The following is a 14,766-nucleotide window of genomic DNA, read 5'->3' on the forward strand; positions in this document are numbered from 1 at the left end:
TCCGGGCGCATGCCCAAAGGTCAGAGCGATGCCTTCAGGAGCTGCTGGGAATAGGCATGTTTGGCCTCCATTTGCCGCAGTGCTTCCACGTCCATGATCTCGACAATCCTGCCGTCTTTCATGACGGCCAGCCGGTCACACATATGCCCGATCACAGACAGATCATGGGACACCATCAGATACGTCAGCCCCCGATCCGCGCGCAAATCCGCCAGCAGGTTGAGGATCTCGGCCTGCACCGACACATCCAGCGCCGAGGTGGGTTCATCCAGCAAGAGCAGTTCAGGTTCAGGTGCCAGAGCGCGCGCAATCGCGACACGTTGGCGTTGGCCACCGGAGAGCTGATGCGGGTATCGAAAGCGGAACTTCTGCCCCAGACCCACATCCTCCAGGAGTTTCACGACGCGCGCGTCGATGTCGCGAAACCCGTGCAGATAAAGCGTTTCACCCAGAACCTGGTCGACCGAGTGGCGCGGGTGCAGCGAGGCGTAGGGGTCCTGAAACACCATCTGTACGGTTTTGAAAAACGACTTTGGGCGTTTTTTGCCGATGGCCGCCGCCTCAACCACGATGTCGCCCGACCAATCCGGCGCAAGGCCGGTAATGGCGCGCAGGATTGTCGATTTGCCCGACCCACTTTCGCCGACCAACCCAAAACTCTCACCCTGCCCTACCTCAAAGCTGGCGTCTTTTACGGCGTCCACACGATCCCGCTGGGTTCCGAACCAGACGTTCAACCCCTTCACTTCGAGCATCTTCATATACGCCCACTCACGCTTGGGGCCACCGACCATTCGGGATCGCGCTCCAAAACCTCAAGGCGCGCGCGCGGCGCATCAAGGCGGGGCAAGGAATTCAGCAACCCACGGGTATAGGGGTGTTTTGCGTCATGCAGCTTATCCGCATCGCAAACCTCGACGACGCGCCCTGCATACATGATCAGCACCCTATCACAGAAATCAGCCACCAGATTCAAATCATGGCTGATGAAAATCAGACCCATCCCGCGGTCTTTGACCAGCTTGTCCATAATATCCAGAACCTGCCGTTGCACAGACACATCCAGCGCCGATGTGGGTTCATCCGCAATCAGGATTTCGGGGTTCGGGATCAACATCATCGCGATCATGATCCGCTGCCCCATTCCGCCTGACATTTCATGCGGATAGGCGCGCATCACCCGTTCCGGGTCACGGATGGAGACCGCTTCCAGCATGTCCAGCGACTTTTGGTAGGCGTCGGATTTGGACGCAGCATTATGCAAACGGTAAGCCTCAATGATCTGATCCCCGATGGTCATCACCGGGTTCAGCGAGAATTTCGGGTCCTGCATGACCATGCTGATCCGCTGGCCACGCACGGCGCGCATGTCCCTTTCCGATTTTTTCAACAAATTGACACCCTCGAGATTGATGTGATCCGCCTGCACAATTCCCGGTGGACGGATCAGGCGCAGGATCGCGCGCCCGGTCATGGATTTTCCGGAACCGCTTTCGCCGACAATGCCCAAGCGTTCGCGGCCCAGCGTGAATGACACACCGCGCACCGCATCAAAAACGCCCTGACGGGAGGGAAATTTCACCCAGAGGTTTTCAACGTCCAACAAGGGGCTCATCATTCACCTGCCTTTGGATCAAGCACGTCGCGCAGCCCGTCGCCGAGCAGGTTGAACGCCAGAGAAACGGTGAAAATCGCAAGACCCGGCACGGTGGCCACCCACCAGTAGTCGAGGATAAAGCGTCGCCCCTCAGAGATCATCGCGCCCCATTCCGGGCTCGGGGGTTGCGCGCCCAGGCCGAGGAACCCAAGGCCGGCCGCCGCCAGAATGATGCCCGCCATGTCCAGCGTCACACGCACAATCAGCGACGAAATACACAGCGGCCAGATATGTTTGGTGATGATGCGCAGGGCACCCGCGCCCTGTAACTGAATTGCGCTGATGTAATCGGACGAACGAATGGTCAGAGTTTCCGCCCGCGAAATCCGCGCATAAGGCGGCCAGGCGGTCAGGGAGATCGCCAGCACCGCATTTTCGATCCCCGCCCCCAGCGCCGCCACGAAAGCCAGCGCCAGAACCAGACGCGGGAAGGCCAGAAAAATATCGGTGATCCGCATCAATATGGTGTCGGTCCAACCGCCCACATAACCCGACACCGTCCCCACCAACAGCCCCGCGACAGGCGCGATCAAGGCCACCAAAGCGACGATATAGAGCGTGATACGCGCGCCATAGATCAGACGCGACAGGATATCGCGCCCCAGGCTGTCTGTGCCGAAAACATGCCCCTCGCTCCAGAGCGGTGCCAAGCGGTTGCCCAGATCCTGCGCGTAAGGATCATGGGGGGCCAGCACGGGTGCTGCGGCAGCAATCAGCACCAAAGCCAACAGAATACCAAGGCCGATCATCGCCATGGTATTGCCGCGAAAGGACAGCCAGCCTTGATAGAGGGCGGAGAGTTTGGCGTGACGGCGCGAGGTCGGGGTATCGGTCAGAAGCCAGGCGCGTAAGCTTTGGTCGGCCATTATTTCGCCCTCGGATCAAAGACCTTGTAGAGCAGGTCAGAGAAAATATTGAGCAGGATGAAGATCAGCCCCACAACGACGGTGCCCCCAAGCACGGCGTTCATATCGGCGCTCAGCAGGGCGGTGGTGATATAGCTGCCGATACCCGGCCAGGAGAAGATGATCTCGGTCAGCACGGAGCCTTCGAGCAGATTTGCATAGCTCAGCGCGATCACGGTAATCAATTGCACGCGGATGTTTCTAAATGCGTGTTTCCAAACGACATCCCACTCCGACATACCCTTTACGCGGGCCGTGGTGATGTATTCCGCGCTCAACTGTTCAAGCATGAAGGAGCGCGTCATCCGGCTGATGTAGGCCAGCGAATAATATCCCAGCAGGGAGGCGGGCAGGATGATATGGCTGAAAGCGTTCTTGAACACCTCCCAATTTGCATCCAGCAGGCTGTCAATCAGGATCATGCCAGTGACGCTTGGCACGACATCGACATAGAAAATACCGACACGGCCCGGACCACCGACCCAGCCGAGAATACCGTAAAACACCAAAAGACCCATGAGGCCGAGCCAGAAGATCGGCATGGAATATCCGACAAGGGCAATGACGCGGGCGATCTGGTCGATCCAGGATCCCTGTCGCACAGCCGCAACAACACCCAGAGGCACGCCCAAAACAATGCCCATGGTCACGCCCAGCGTCGCCAGTTCCAGCGTGGCGGGAAAGACGCGGGCGATATCATCGGCCACCGGGCGCGCGGTCAGGAGGGAGTTGCCAAAATCACCATGCAGCACATCCCAGACATAGATGGCGAATTGCACGATGATGGGACGATCCAGCCCCAGAGCTTCATAAGCTGCGTCATAGGTCGTTTTGCTGGCCTGTTCGCCGACGATGGCGAGCACAGGATCAATCGGCATGACCCGACCGATGACGAAGGTAATGAACATCAGGCCCAACATCGTTACGGCGATGGAGCCCAGCGTAAGAAGGGTGGTTTTCAGCCACCCGGGGAGGGACGCCGCAAGACGCCCCTCCGAAGTGTTATCGCTCAGCGCCATTTACTTGGTCACAGGCCAGTAGGATACCGCCGTAATCGCGCCGCCAAGGTTCAGGTTTTCCACGTTTTCCGCGCGTCCGGTTTGTTCGACTTTCTGGAACAGGATCGCAAAGGGCGCGACATCGCGGAATTCGGCCTGGATGTCCTGATACATCGTCGCACGCGTATCACGGTCGCTTTCAATAACAGCGGCGGCTGTTTTTTCCGTCAACCCATCCGTGTCCCAGGCATTGCGCCACGCCAGAAGGCCAGTCGCACCGGCCTCTTCGGTGTTATCGGGGTTGAACGCAAAGGTCCCCGCGTTTGTGTGCGGATCCGGGTAATCTGGACCCCAGGCCCCCATATACATGTCCAATTCACGCGCCCGATACCGTGACAGGATCTGTTTGGCTGTCCCCACCGTGATGTTCAGCGTGATGCCCGCCTGTGCAAAGGTATTTTGCAGCGACTGGGTGATCTCGATGCGTTCCTGTGCTTCGCGCACGCCGACTTCAATCTCAAATTCACCGGCACCGGCTTCGGCCAATAGTTCCTTGGCTTTTTCAATGTTCAGCGAGAAGGGGTTTTCGTTGACGGACCCCAGATAGGTGCCCGGCAGGAAATTCTGGTGAATTTTCCACTGGCCGCTCAGAAAGCTGTTTTGCATCCCCTCATAATCGACCAGATATTTGATCGCCTGACGAACCTGCGGCTTGGACAGTTCGGGGTGTTTCTGATTGACCGAAATATACATCAGACGGCCACGCAATTCGTCATCAATGGCGACGCCCTCGGCTTGCCGCGCGCCTGCAATGTCTTCGGGGTTCAGGTTGCGGGCCACATCAATGTCACCGCGTTCCAGCAAGAGACGCTGTGTCGCGCTTTCCTGTACGTGGCGCACGATCACACGCTCCATCGCCGGGGCACCGAGATAGAAGTCAGGATTGGATTCCAACGTCACGCTCTCATTTGGTTTCCAGCCAACCAGCTTATAAGCACCGGACCCGGCGGAGTTGGTTTTGAGCCAGGTGTTGCCCATGTCGCCGTCGACCTCATTGGCCATGACCAGTTCTTTGTCCACGATCCCGCCAATTGTCGCGGTGAGGCAGTTGAGGACAAAAGACGTCGCATATTTCTTGTCGGTGGTGATGGTGAGCGTGTTGCCCTCAGCTTTAATCGTGTCCTCTACGTTTTCCGCGGTGAAGCCGAATTGCGTCAGAATAAACGAGGGTGTCTTGTTCAGGATCACCGCCCGGCGCAGCGAGAATTCGGCGTCCTCGGCGCGCACCGGATTGCCGGAGTGGAATGTCACGCCTTCGCGCATGGTAAAGGTGATGGATTTACCATCCTCGCTCACGACCCAGCTTTCTGCAAGGTCCGGTTGATATCCGGCGTCCAGGTTCAGCGGGTCAAAATTCACCAAACGGCCATAGATGTTGCGGATGACATCCGAGCCCGCAAATTCAAACGATTCACCTGGGTCAATCGTCGTGATATCGTCGATCCGGTTGGCGATCACCAGCATGTTCGCCGGTGTTTCAGCATAGGCCGCAAAGGACGATACGCTCACCGCAAGGCCGATCGCAGCACTCGTCAGTAGTCTGTTAAAAGCATTCATTTTAGAACCTCTCCTGTTCCGTTTCGTTTTTATTTTCTACATGCGTTCGAGGGGTTATTCCCCCCAGGTTTTTTCCAGCACACGCAGCCAATTCCCGTGGCACAACTTCGCCATCAGAGCGTCGTCATAGCCATGTTTCTTCATCGCGGCGCGCAGATGCGGCAAACCTGCGCAGGTCGTTAGATCATCGGGCACCACAGCACCGTCATAATCGGACCCAAACCCCACGCGGTCCTCGCCCAGCTGGTCGATCAGGTGATCGAGATGGCGCAGCATCTGTTCAAGCGGCACATCAGACAGCATACGCCCATCGTTCCGCAGGAAAGCCACCGCGAAATTCAACCCTACCATACCATCGCTCTCGCGTATCGCGGCAAGTTGCTTATCCGTCAGATTGCGGCTGTGCGGGCATATGGCATGTGCGTTGGAATGGGTCGCCACCAGCGGCTTGGTCGAATGACGCGCCACGTCCCAGAACCCGGCCTCATTCAGATGGGACAAATCCACCATGATCCCCAACGCATCGCAACGCTGCACCAATCGCAGGCCGTGATCGGTCAATCCGCTGCCAATGTCGGGCGTGCTGGGGTATCTGAACGGCACACCATGGCCAAAAATCGTCGAGCGGCTCCAGACCGGACCGAGGGAGCGCAGACCGGCCTTGTAAAGGACTTCCAGCGTGTTGAGATCGGCATCAATCGCCTCGGCGCCCTCAATGTGGAAGATCGCCGCCAGCTTGCCGGACCCAAGTGTTTCGCGGAGCTGCGCGACACTGCGGCAGACCGTCAGCGCACCGCGCTTTTCCAGATCAAATAGGATGGCCGCCTGCGACATCACAACAGGAAAGGCGTCTTCCCAGTCAATTGGATCAGGGAGGGGCAGGTCATAAGACGCGTTCGTCATTTCCTTGAACTTGAATTCCAGATCAATGGGAGAGGGCACATAAACCGCAAAGAACCCGCCACCAAACCCGCCCGCAGCGGCCTTGGCCGCATCAATCGCCCCATCGCGCCCGGACACGAATGTCTGCGCCGCCGACACCCCCCCGGCACGGTACAACTTCAGCAAGACATCGTTATGTCCGTCAAAAACGGTCGGTTCGGTTTGATTGCCCACGCGGTGCCTGCCCCCAATATCCTTCATGCACCTTATATCAGGAATTCTCATGGGCTAGCTTTTCTTCTATGATATTTACTCATTCGCCCATGAGGAACTTGCAGGGGATCAAATGGTAGGCAAAACCACACATAGCCTGAACGAATATCAGGCACTCCGCGCCTTGATGGAAAGCGGCACGACGTCGAAAGCCGCCATAAGGCTCGGGTTATCGCAATCCGCCGTGAGCCGTTCCATCGCCAGTCTCGAGGCCCGCACGGGGCGTCTTTTGTTTGAGCGTGACGCGGGGCGGCTCCGCCCGACGCATGAGGCGGCGCAAATGAACCGCCGCCTTGATCCGCTGTTTGAAGCGCTGGACCGCATTGATGGCCCCCCTGACGTGGCCCAGGAGACCCTGCGCATCATCGCACCCCCAACCTATGCGCATCGGTTTCTGGTTCATCACATCGCGACCTTCCTCAAAATCAACCCGCATTTCTTTGTGAGCCTCGAAGTGTCCCCCTCTGAGGACGTCATCCGCGGGATCCTTGAGCGTCGCTTTGACATTGGCCTGACCGGTGTCGAATTATCGCGAGATGGCGTGAAGCTGACACCTTACCGGACGTCGAGCGCGGTCTGCGCCATGGCGGTGGATCATCCCCTTGTGGGGCTGGATGTGGTGCGCCCCGAAGACCTTGATGGGCAACAGCTGATTGCGCTGACCCATCGCCATGCTCGTCGCGCGCAACTGGAAAGGGCGTTGCATGGGTGCCGAAGCACGCCGAAAATCGTGGCCGAAGTCTCGACGGCATTTGCGGCGGTGGATCTGGCCAAGGAAGGGCTCGGTTTGGCCATCGTCAACCCTTTTCCGGTGGTGCATTACCGATCAGACGAGGTGATCTTCAAACCCTTCGCCTCGCATATCGAATATCGCAGCTATTTCGTGACGCCCGATCACGGTGCGGCCTCCGGCATCGCCCGCGCCTTCATGCGGCATTTGCGATTGCACACGGCCACAGATGATTTTTCGCAAAAAGCATAGGGTCCCGTCCTTTTGAGGGATGAAAATCTGCGCCCCTCATGTGGACCTCGCACCACAGGTCGTTTAGGGCTTGCATGAACCGCAAAAGAGCAAGGTAGGCGTGAAAAACATGGACAATCCTGACATCGTATACACCAAGGTCGACGAAGCCCCGGAACTGGCATCGGCCTCGCTCCTGCCCATCATCCAGCGTTTTGCAGCGGCAGCGGGTGTTTCCGTCGGCACGCGCGACATTTCACTGGCCGGGCGCATCATTGCGAGCTTTCCCGAAAACCTGACGAAGGCGCAACGGCAATCCGACGACCTGGCCATTCTGGGCGAATTGGTGAAATCACCCGGCGCGAATGTGATCAAGTTGCCAAATATTTCCGCCTCCGTGCCGCAGCTGGTCGCCGCCATCAGCGAATTGCAATCGCAAGGCTACAACCTGCCCGATTATCCCGAAACGCCGGGCACGGACGCCGAAAAAGCAATCCGCGCGCGGTATGACGCCATCAAGGGCTCTGCGGTGAACCCCGTCCTGCGCGAGGGCAACTCGGATCGCCGCGCGGCGGCTGCGGTCAAGAATTACGCCCAGGCCAACCCGCATTCGATGGGCACATGGTCATCCGACAGCAAAACCCGCGTGGCGACAATGTCGGCGGGGGACTTCCGCTCAAACGAGACCTCCGTGACCCTCACCGCCGCACAATCAGGCACCGCACGCATCGAATTGGTCGGCAGAGACGGCTCGGTCACAATCTTAAAAGAGGTGGTAGATTTTCCCGAGGGCACGGTCGTGGATGCGACCTTTATGTCGGCCAGGGCTCTGAACAGTTTCCTGCTGGAACAGATCGAGGCCACCAAAGCGGATGGCATTCTGTTTTCGATCCACCTCAAGGCGACGATGATGAAGGTGTCCGACCCGATCCTCTTCGGACACGCGGTCAAGGCCTTCCTGAAACCGGTGTTCGACACTTATGCAGATGATCTGGCCGCGGTGGGTGCGAACCCGAACTCAGGCTTGGGTGCCGTGCTCGAAAGCGTTCAGACCTCTCCGAAATCGGCGGAAATCCTGGCGGCGATTGACGCGACCATGGCCGATGCGCCACCGCTCTATATGGTGAATTCCGACAAGGGGATCACTAATCTGCACGTGCCTTCTGACGTGATCATCGACGCCTCCTTGCCGGCCTTGATCCGGGCGGGTGGCAAGGGCTGGGGCCCAGATGGCAAGGAAGCGGACACCGTTTGCGTGATCCCCGACAGCGCCTATGCCTCCGTTTATGACGAGGCGATCAAAGATTGCAAAGCAAACGGCGCGCTTGATCCGGCCACTGCGGGCACGGTGCAGAACATCGGCCTGATGGCGCAAAAAGCCGAAGAATACGGCTCCCACCCCACCACCTTCGAGGTTCCCACCGCCGGGACGGTTCGGATGATCGCGGCAAATGGCGACATCCTGCATGAGCATGATGTCGAGGCCGGGGACATCTGGCGGTCCGCCTCCACCCGTCAGGCCCCGATCGAGGATTGGGTGCAGCTGGCCATTGACCGGCAGGCGATCGAAGGATGCGAGGCGATCTTCTGGCTGGACGAGACCCGCGCGCATGATGCGCAACTGCTGAACTATGTGAAACCGCTGCTGACAAAGGCCGGGGTGTCGGAGAAATTCCAAATCCTTGCCCCGCGCGAGGCCACACGCGTAAGTTTTGACACCATCCGCCGTGGGGAAACCTCCATCGCCGTCACCGGGAACGTCTTGCGGGACTATCTGACCGATCTGTTTCCGATCCTCGAGCTTGGGACCTCCGCCAAGATGCTGTCCATCGTCAAGCTGATGCAGGGCGGTGGCTTGTTTGAAACCGGCGCGGGCGGATCGGCCCCCAAACACGTGCAGCAATTGGTCGAGGAAAACCATCTGCGCTGGGATTCTCTGGGAGAGTTCTGCGCCTTGGGCGAGAGCCTGAAGTTTCTGGCACAGGTCAAGGGCAACGCCAAAGCCAAGGTGCTGGGCGATGCCGTCGATCTGGCAACGCAGGGCATTTTGGATCACAATAAATCGCCCGGACGCAAGGTCGGTCAAGCCGATAACCGCGACAGCCATTATTACTTTGCGCTCTATTGGGCGCAGGCGCTGGCGGCACAGGGTGATGACGCGGAAATTGCAGCGTATTTTGTGCCCATCGCGAAGGCATTGGCAGAGAATGAAGCCGTGATTCAAGCCGAGATTGCCGCAGTTCAGGGTGCCCCGGCGCAGATCGGCGGGTATTTTCATTCTGATGCCGACAAGACCACGGCCGTGATGCGCCCGTCATCCACACTGAACGCAATCATCGACTGAACCCGCCAGCCCCCGCCACACGATCTTTGCGGCGGGGGTTGACCCATGGACCGCGTGGTTTCGTTTGATTTGAATGGAACGGTCAAAGGACGACCCTGCGTTCGAGGCTCTGGCCTCACGTCTCTGATGAAACCGCCGCAACCCTTTCGGGACCGGGTAAACACCCGGACGTTACATCCAAGGCGTCGCCTCCAGTCAAAAACCGGCTATAGGCAGCGACAGCCATGACCAATTGCAAACGCGTCCCATCGGGGCTGTCCGCGCATCCGTTAAGCGTTGACCTCAGAGGTTTCAGCCCAGTAGCGGTTCATGAGGTGCAATGCGGCATCGATGTCTTCAACCACACCGTCCACATCCATCAGCGCAACCAGTTCCGGTGCGTCACGAATAATCTGCCCGCTCAGAAATATGCGCGCGCCCGGATTACTGACACGCAGCGCAATGATCAGCCGGGCAAGCCCTGCTGCCGAATGGCTGCCTCCTGCGGATAGTCCGATGACGCGGCACCCGGAGGCTGAAATCTCCCGCACCAGGTCATGATGGGACAGCCCGACGTGCAGATCGATATCCCACCCTTCTTTGCCCAGAAGATCGGCTGCCATGCGCACACCGACGATATGGGTTTCGTCGGGGACGCAGGCAAAGACGGCGGATTTCTTGAGCACAGGCTTGTTGGGTACAAACAGATAGCTAAGGCTGCGCATGATCGAATAGATTCGGCTTGAGCCGATGGAAACCTCCACGAAAGAGACGTGATCCTCGTCCCACCAGTCCCCCAGCGTGCGTGCGGCTTCCGCCAGATAGGCCAGATATATCGCGTCCAGAGAGGCACCATCCTCGCGCAACCCGTCGATAAACGCCGCCCCCTCGCCCGGTTCAGGCGAGATCAGCGCGTAACAGAGGGTATCCACTACACGTTGTGGTGGATGGTCCAGATTATAACTATTGGTTGAACCTATGACCTTCACCCGGTTCAAGACCTCGTCGATGATTGCACCGACAACATCCTCTGGAAGCTTGGATTTAAGTTCCAGAACATTCGTCTGTGTCTTCAAGTAAATCTCGGGTGAGAATTGCTCAAAGTCTCTCTTCAATGATGGCATGATCCCCCCCGGGTCATCAGACCCCAGATCAAAAAATTTCGAAGAACGCGCGCCGTTTAATAATGATAAATTTTCATCGGCCAATCTGTCAACAATAGTTTACAAACCTTGGGGGAAAAGAAGCCCGGCGCAGCGAGTAAACACTCATCGGGAGCGCATCTTTGGGGTGTGTTCGCGCGGTACAAACGACGGCGGCGCAAATACCGCCCGCAATGCTTGTAGGGTGCCACCCAATTTCGGGCGGAGTTTTCGCACGGCGCGACGCTGCAGCAAAATCGGCGGCTATCCGCCATACCCCCCCCGATTTCGTGGGGGTTTTCCGGGAAAGACTCCCCCTCCTGAAGCGTATCCCCCTTAGGTGATCGCGCGAAACGCCCAGAAGCCCTGCACCACCCGAAACCGGACGATGCAGGTTGGTTTTTATGTCAGGCTGTGGCGCAGTTTCGGCAGGCGCGACAAAATCAATGCATCCAGTGCCAACACACTCAACAAAGCCAGACCCGCCATCGGAAAGGCCATTGAAACCGCGAGGCCCACCAGAACCGCACCTTGCCACAGCGGCAGATCTTTGGGCATGGGAGGTGCCGCGAGACGGCCAGCCTTGAGCGGGCGACGTTTCCACCACAACACAACAGAGCTGATGCATAAGAACAAGACCGACAGGCAGACAAGCGAGTTCGCCAGAACGCTCCACAAGCCCAAAACCCCCATGTGCAACGCGATGCCGACGGCCATGGCTTTGCCTGCAAGCGAATAGTCCTCGTATCTGACATCCGCCAGTATTTTGCCGGTATATTGATCAATGTGGACCGTGCGATCCGACATCGGATCCGGACTATCCGTGTTCATCGAATCGCGGCTAAGCGTCCAAACCCCGGTATCAGATTGGGGCAGATTGAGCTGATACCGCGCGTCAAATCCGATCTGGCGCGCCAGCGCATCCAACGCATCAAGCGTCACGGCACCCTGCACCACGCCCTCGCTACCGACATCGCTTCCCGAAGCCGGCATCGGCGTTTGCTCCAGCGCCCAGGGCACCTCGCGCCGGTCATGGTTCATGCTGGCATGGGTTTCATCCGACAGGGGCACATTGTCCCATTTTTCCGCCGGAAACTGGCTCCAGGCCTGTACGATCTTACCGCCCCAGATGCCTGCCCAGGCGAGCCCGGAGATCAGAAAGAACACCAAAAACAAAAACAACCAGATGCCGACAACACCGTGCAATGATTTCCACAATGCCCGCCCCCGGCCAAAACGCGGGATCAGCGCACCGCGCCATCCGGCCTCTCGCGGCCACCACATGTAAAGCCCGGTCGCAATCAGAACGAGGGTCAAAGAAGCCGCCGTTTCGAGCATAAGGTCCCCCTTCACCCCCAGCATCAAGTCACTGTGAAGCCCATCGGCAAAATCATACCAGCCGCTGCGGCGCGGAAAGGTCTCGACGATCTGAGCCGTATAGGGATCAACGGCAACCATCGTCGCGTCCTCCCCTGCGTCCACGCGAAACAGCGCCGCTACATCGTTGCTGCGGGGTGCCACATATTGCTTCAACACGCCCTGTGGGATCGCGGCGCGCACGGCATCTGCCTGAACCGATAGGGGTTGTATGATCTCTTGGGGGATAACGGGCGTGCGTTCTCCGTCACGCCCGTCGACCCAGGCGATCCACATCATGCACATGCCGGTGACGGCGAGTATGGAAAGGAACGGGATCACGAATAGCCCTGCGTAAAAGTGCCAGCGCCATGCCGCAAAGTATCGTTTATTCGCGCCGCTCTTGGGCTGCGCATTGATGTCAGTAACTGTCATGTTTTGGCTCCAAGCCTGTTGAACCGCCGGACGGGCGGGCAGAAGTTGAACTCATTTGGGGTGAGATCAGACTTGGGGCGGCGCGCGCGTCAGTCGGGAGCGATCAGGCGCGCATGTGCGGTGAAGCTCTTTGGCAACAAAGATCAGCCTGCGCGTCTGATCCGTCACCACAAGCGGCAGCGCAGGGCTGGACGGCGGCACAAGAGCCGCCCCCATCAAGCGGCACGCCTCACAGTTCTGGCGTTGCGCATCATCCTTGCCGTCCAGCCCTGCGCAGATGTCAGAGAGCGATCCGCCCGCCGCGACATAGGCCGCAAGGTCCGGCGAGACAGCTGCACGGACACCGCTATGGGAAAAAGCGGAAAGCGCCATGGCGCAGATCAGCGCCAAGCATATAACAGCTTTGCAATGGAAGACGGGAAGCCGGACCATGTGCTCAACTCTAAATGGTTCTTTCACGATTAACGAGGGGGTCTTTTGTGGTGTACGCGTCAGATCGGGAGGTCAGCGGTCAAACGCGCATTTACCAAGGCATTTTTTCGACCGTTGTTACCGTGGCGGTCGGAAATATTCCGACAAGCGGTTTTTTAATTGGGCAGGCGGCGTTTGATCCGAGCCCGGCAGCGCAGGCTATCTGCAGGACGGCCTCTTTCCTGAGGGCACCAACGGGGGCACAGTTTCTTGTCTTCTCCGGCTGTTTGTTGATGTCGTGAACCGCGGACCCAACCAGATGACCGCGGTGGAAACGACGTCCTTTACGAAACTGCGGGCAGGCGCTTCCCTTAGCAGGTCGTTACCTCGGTTCGCTCAGATCGCAAGCGTCGATATAGGCATCGGAAAAATCGCTGGTCAACTCGACCCACATGGGCAGGTGATCGCTCATCTTATAGGTCCGCCAGGTTTTATAGGACCCCTCGCTGCGTTGGGGTTGATAGATCGACCGTTCTGCCAATGTGTACACATGGTCAAAGAAATCGAACACATTGGCCCCGCGCACCTCAAACCGCGTATAGCCGCGCACCCGCGCCGGTTCCCAGAAGGCGATCTGGTCATAGGCCTTGTCCTTGGCCACATTGGAGCCGGGGATCGAGCGGATTTCCTGTGGCACCTCAAACCCGTTGGCCTCCAAAGCCTGCATCGTCTCATGCTCGGCACTCAGGATATTGAAATCCCCCAGAACGGCGGTCAGCACCGTGTTTTCAGGGTTCTTGCTCATCTCCTTGGCCGCCCGTTTACCCAACGCGGCGGTCAGGCTGGCAATTTCGCGCTGCCGCTGCGCCAACAGTTTTTCATCCTCATTGTCGCCGAAATAGATATGCACCGTCGCAAGGTCGATCTTGAGCCAACCCGCCTGAAAACTCACCAGGTAAGGCGTGCGTGCGAATTGCTTGAAGCTTTGGTCCAGAGCTTGTCCGGGGAACCGCAGCCGAAAATCCTCCCCGCAGATTTTCCCCTCCGGCACCTGCACCGTGACCCGGCCTCTTGTGCCGGGCGGGCGCGTCACTTCAGTGCCTCGGGTGACCGCAAGCGCGCTGCCCTCGGGCAATTTCAAATAGGTATCAGCCGGCAGGGCGATATCAACGTCCTCGGCCAATTTGACGACGCCGCCCTTCTTATCACTGCGCGCGCGGTAAACGCCGGAGAGGTCCACACCGTCGGGCAATTCCAGCGAGATACCATTTTCCAACCGGATCCGCTCGCCAAAGCTGGCGAGGATCTTTTTGCCATCAGGCAGGGTCAATTCGCCCGCAATGTTGCGAAACCGCACCCGGTTGCGGTTGAAGGCAAACACCATACGCTCCCCGTTGCCCGCGCCCCCATCGGTGACATCCGTAGCCAGATAATCCCAGGCCGGTCCCAGGATCGCCAGCAATGCGTGGAATTCGCGCATGTTGTCGCGCACCTCCTGCAAGGCGACAATGTCGAAATTCGAAATGATTTCAGCCATATAATAAAGCGGCTCATAGGTATCGCGCCCGCCGTATTTGGTATTGCCGAATTCGCGGATGTTCCATGTCCCGATGCGCACCGTGCCCATGCGATCCGTGCCCTGCGGGAAATGGGCGCGCAAAGCGGCGCGCAGACGGCGTAACCCGGTGATGGTGCGTTTGCGCAAGACCTCCTTGGGTGATCCGGCGGGATGGCTCTGGCTCAGACTGGCGTAGGTCGGCATCCTCTGTCCTCTCACGTACGGGCGCGGTGCAATTGCCATGCTAC

Annotated in this window: 12 protein-coding genes; 2 read left to right on the forward strand and 10 right to left on the reverse strand. The window is 58.4% G+C overall.

Annotated features, from left to right (window positions below):
* Nucleotides 1-20: 20 nt before the first annotated feature.
* From ROLI_RS17095 to ROLI_RS17120, 6 genes are read right to left on the reverse strand one after another with little or no spacing between them, the layout of a single operon-like run.
* Nucleotides 21-761: an ABC transporter ATP-binding protein gene (locus ROLI_RS17095; protein ID WP_187431116.1), complete on the reverse strand. Its 741-nt coding sequence runs from the start codon at nt 759-761 to the stop codon at nt 21-23.
* The gene (locus tag ROLI_RS17100; RefSeq protein WP_187431146.1) at nt 758-1,615 is read right to left on the reverse strand and encodes an ABC transporter ATP-binding protein; all 858 of its coding nucleotides are present in this window, start codon (nt 1,613-1,615) and stop codon (nt 758-760) included. The genes ROLI_RS17095 and ROLI_RS17100 overlap by 4 nt, the downstream gene beginning before the upstream one ends.
* Nucleotides 1,615-2,523 carry an ABC transporter permease gene (locus ROLI_RS17105; RefSeq protein ID WP_187431117.1) on the reverse strand — a complete coding sequence of 303 codons (909 nt, stop codon included), beginning with the start codon at nt 2,521-2,523 and terminating at the stop codon, nt 1,615-1,617. Before ROLI_RS17105 ends, ROLI_RS17100 begins: the two co-directional genes overlap by 1 nt.
* Nucleotides 2,523-3,581: an ABC transporter permease gene (locus ROLI_RS17110; RefSeq protein ID WP_187431118.1), complete on the reverse strand. Its 1,059-nt coding sequence runs from the start codon at nt 3,579-3,581 to the stop codon at nt 2,523-2,525. Before ROLI_RS17110 ends, ROLI_RS17105 begins: the two co-directional genes overlap by 1 nt.
* Nucleotides 3,582-5,177: an ABC transporter substrate-binding protein gene (locus ROLI_RS17115; RefSeq protein WP_187431119.1), complete on the reverse strand. Its 1,596-nt coding sequence runs from the start codon at nt 5,175-5,177 to the stop codon at nt 3,582-3,584.
* Nucleotides 5,178-5,231: 54 nt separating this feature from the next.
* Entirely contained in the window at nt 5,232-6,320 is a 1,089-nt protein-coding gene (locus ROLI_RS17120; protein WP_187431120.1) for a dipeptidase, read from the reverse strand.
* An 85-nt stretch (nt 6,321-6,405) separates the two neighbouring features.
* Between ROLI_RS17120 and ROLI_RS17125 the strand changes: the two genes are divergently transcribed.
* Nucleotides 6,406-7,314, forward strand: a complete 909-nt coding sequence (locus tag ROLI_RS17125) for a LysR family transcriptional regulator (RefSeq protein WP_187431121.1) — start codon at nt 6,406-6,408, stop codon at nt 7,312-7,314.
* Between the two features lie 109 nt (nt 7,315-7,423).
* Entirely contained in the window at nt 7,424-9,637 is a 2,214-nt protein-coding gene (locus ROLI_RS17130; RefSeq protein ID WP_187431122.1) for an NADP-dependent isocitrate dehydrogenase, read from the forward strand.
* A gap of 269 nt (nt 9,638-9,906) precedes the next feature.
* On the opposite strand, the gene ROLI_RS17135 is transcribed toward ROLI_RS17130, so the two are convergent.
* The 4 genes from ROLI_RS17135 to ROLI_RS17150 all read right to left on the reverse strand — a co-directional run bounded on the left by ROLI_RS17135 (nt 9,907) and on the right by ROLI_RS17150 (nt 14,722).
* Nucleotides 9,907-10,740, reverse strand: coding sequence for a B12-binding domain-containing protein (locus tag ROLI_RS17135; RefSeq protein ID WP_187431123.1), 834 nt, complete (start codon nt 10,738-10,740; stop codon nt 9,907-9,909).
* Nucleotides 10,741-11,160: 420 nt separating this feature from the next.
* Entirely contained in the window at nt 11,161-12,549 is a 1,389-nt protein-coding gene (locus ROLI_RS17140) for a PepSY domain-containing protein (protein WP_187431124.1), read from the reverse strand.
* A gap of 66 nt (nt 12,550-12,615) precedes the next feature.
* Nucleotides 12,616-12,939, reverse strand: a complete 324-nt coding sequence (locus tag ROLI_RS17145; RefSeq protein WP_187431125.1) for a hypothetical protein — start codon at nt 12,937-12,939, stop codon at nt 12,616-12,618.
* 403 nt (nt 12,940-13,342) lie between these two features.
* Nucleotides 13,343-14,722: an endonuclease/exonuclease/phosphatase family protein gene (locus ROLI_RS17150; RefSeq protein WP_187431126.1), complete on the reverse strand. Its 1,380-nt coding sequence runs from the start codon at nt 14,720-14,722 to the stop codon at nt 13,343-13,345.
* Between the last annotated feature and the right edge of the window lie 44 nt (nt 14,723-14,766).

Origin of the sequence: Roseobacter fucihabitans (assembly GCF_014337925.2) — a bacterium.
Classification (GTDB): domain Bacteria; phylum Pseudomonadota; class Alphaproteobacteria; order Rhodobacterales; family Rhodobacteraceae; genus Roseobacter; species Roseobacter fucihabitans.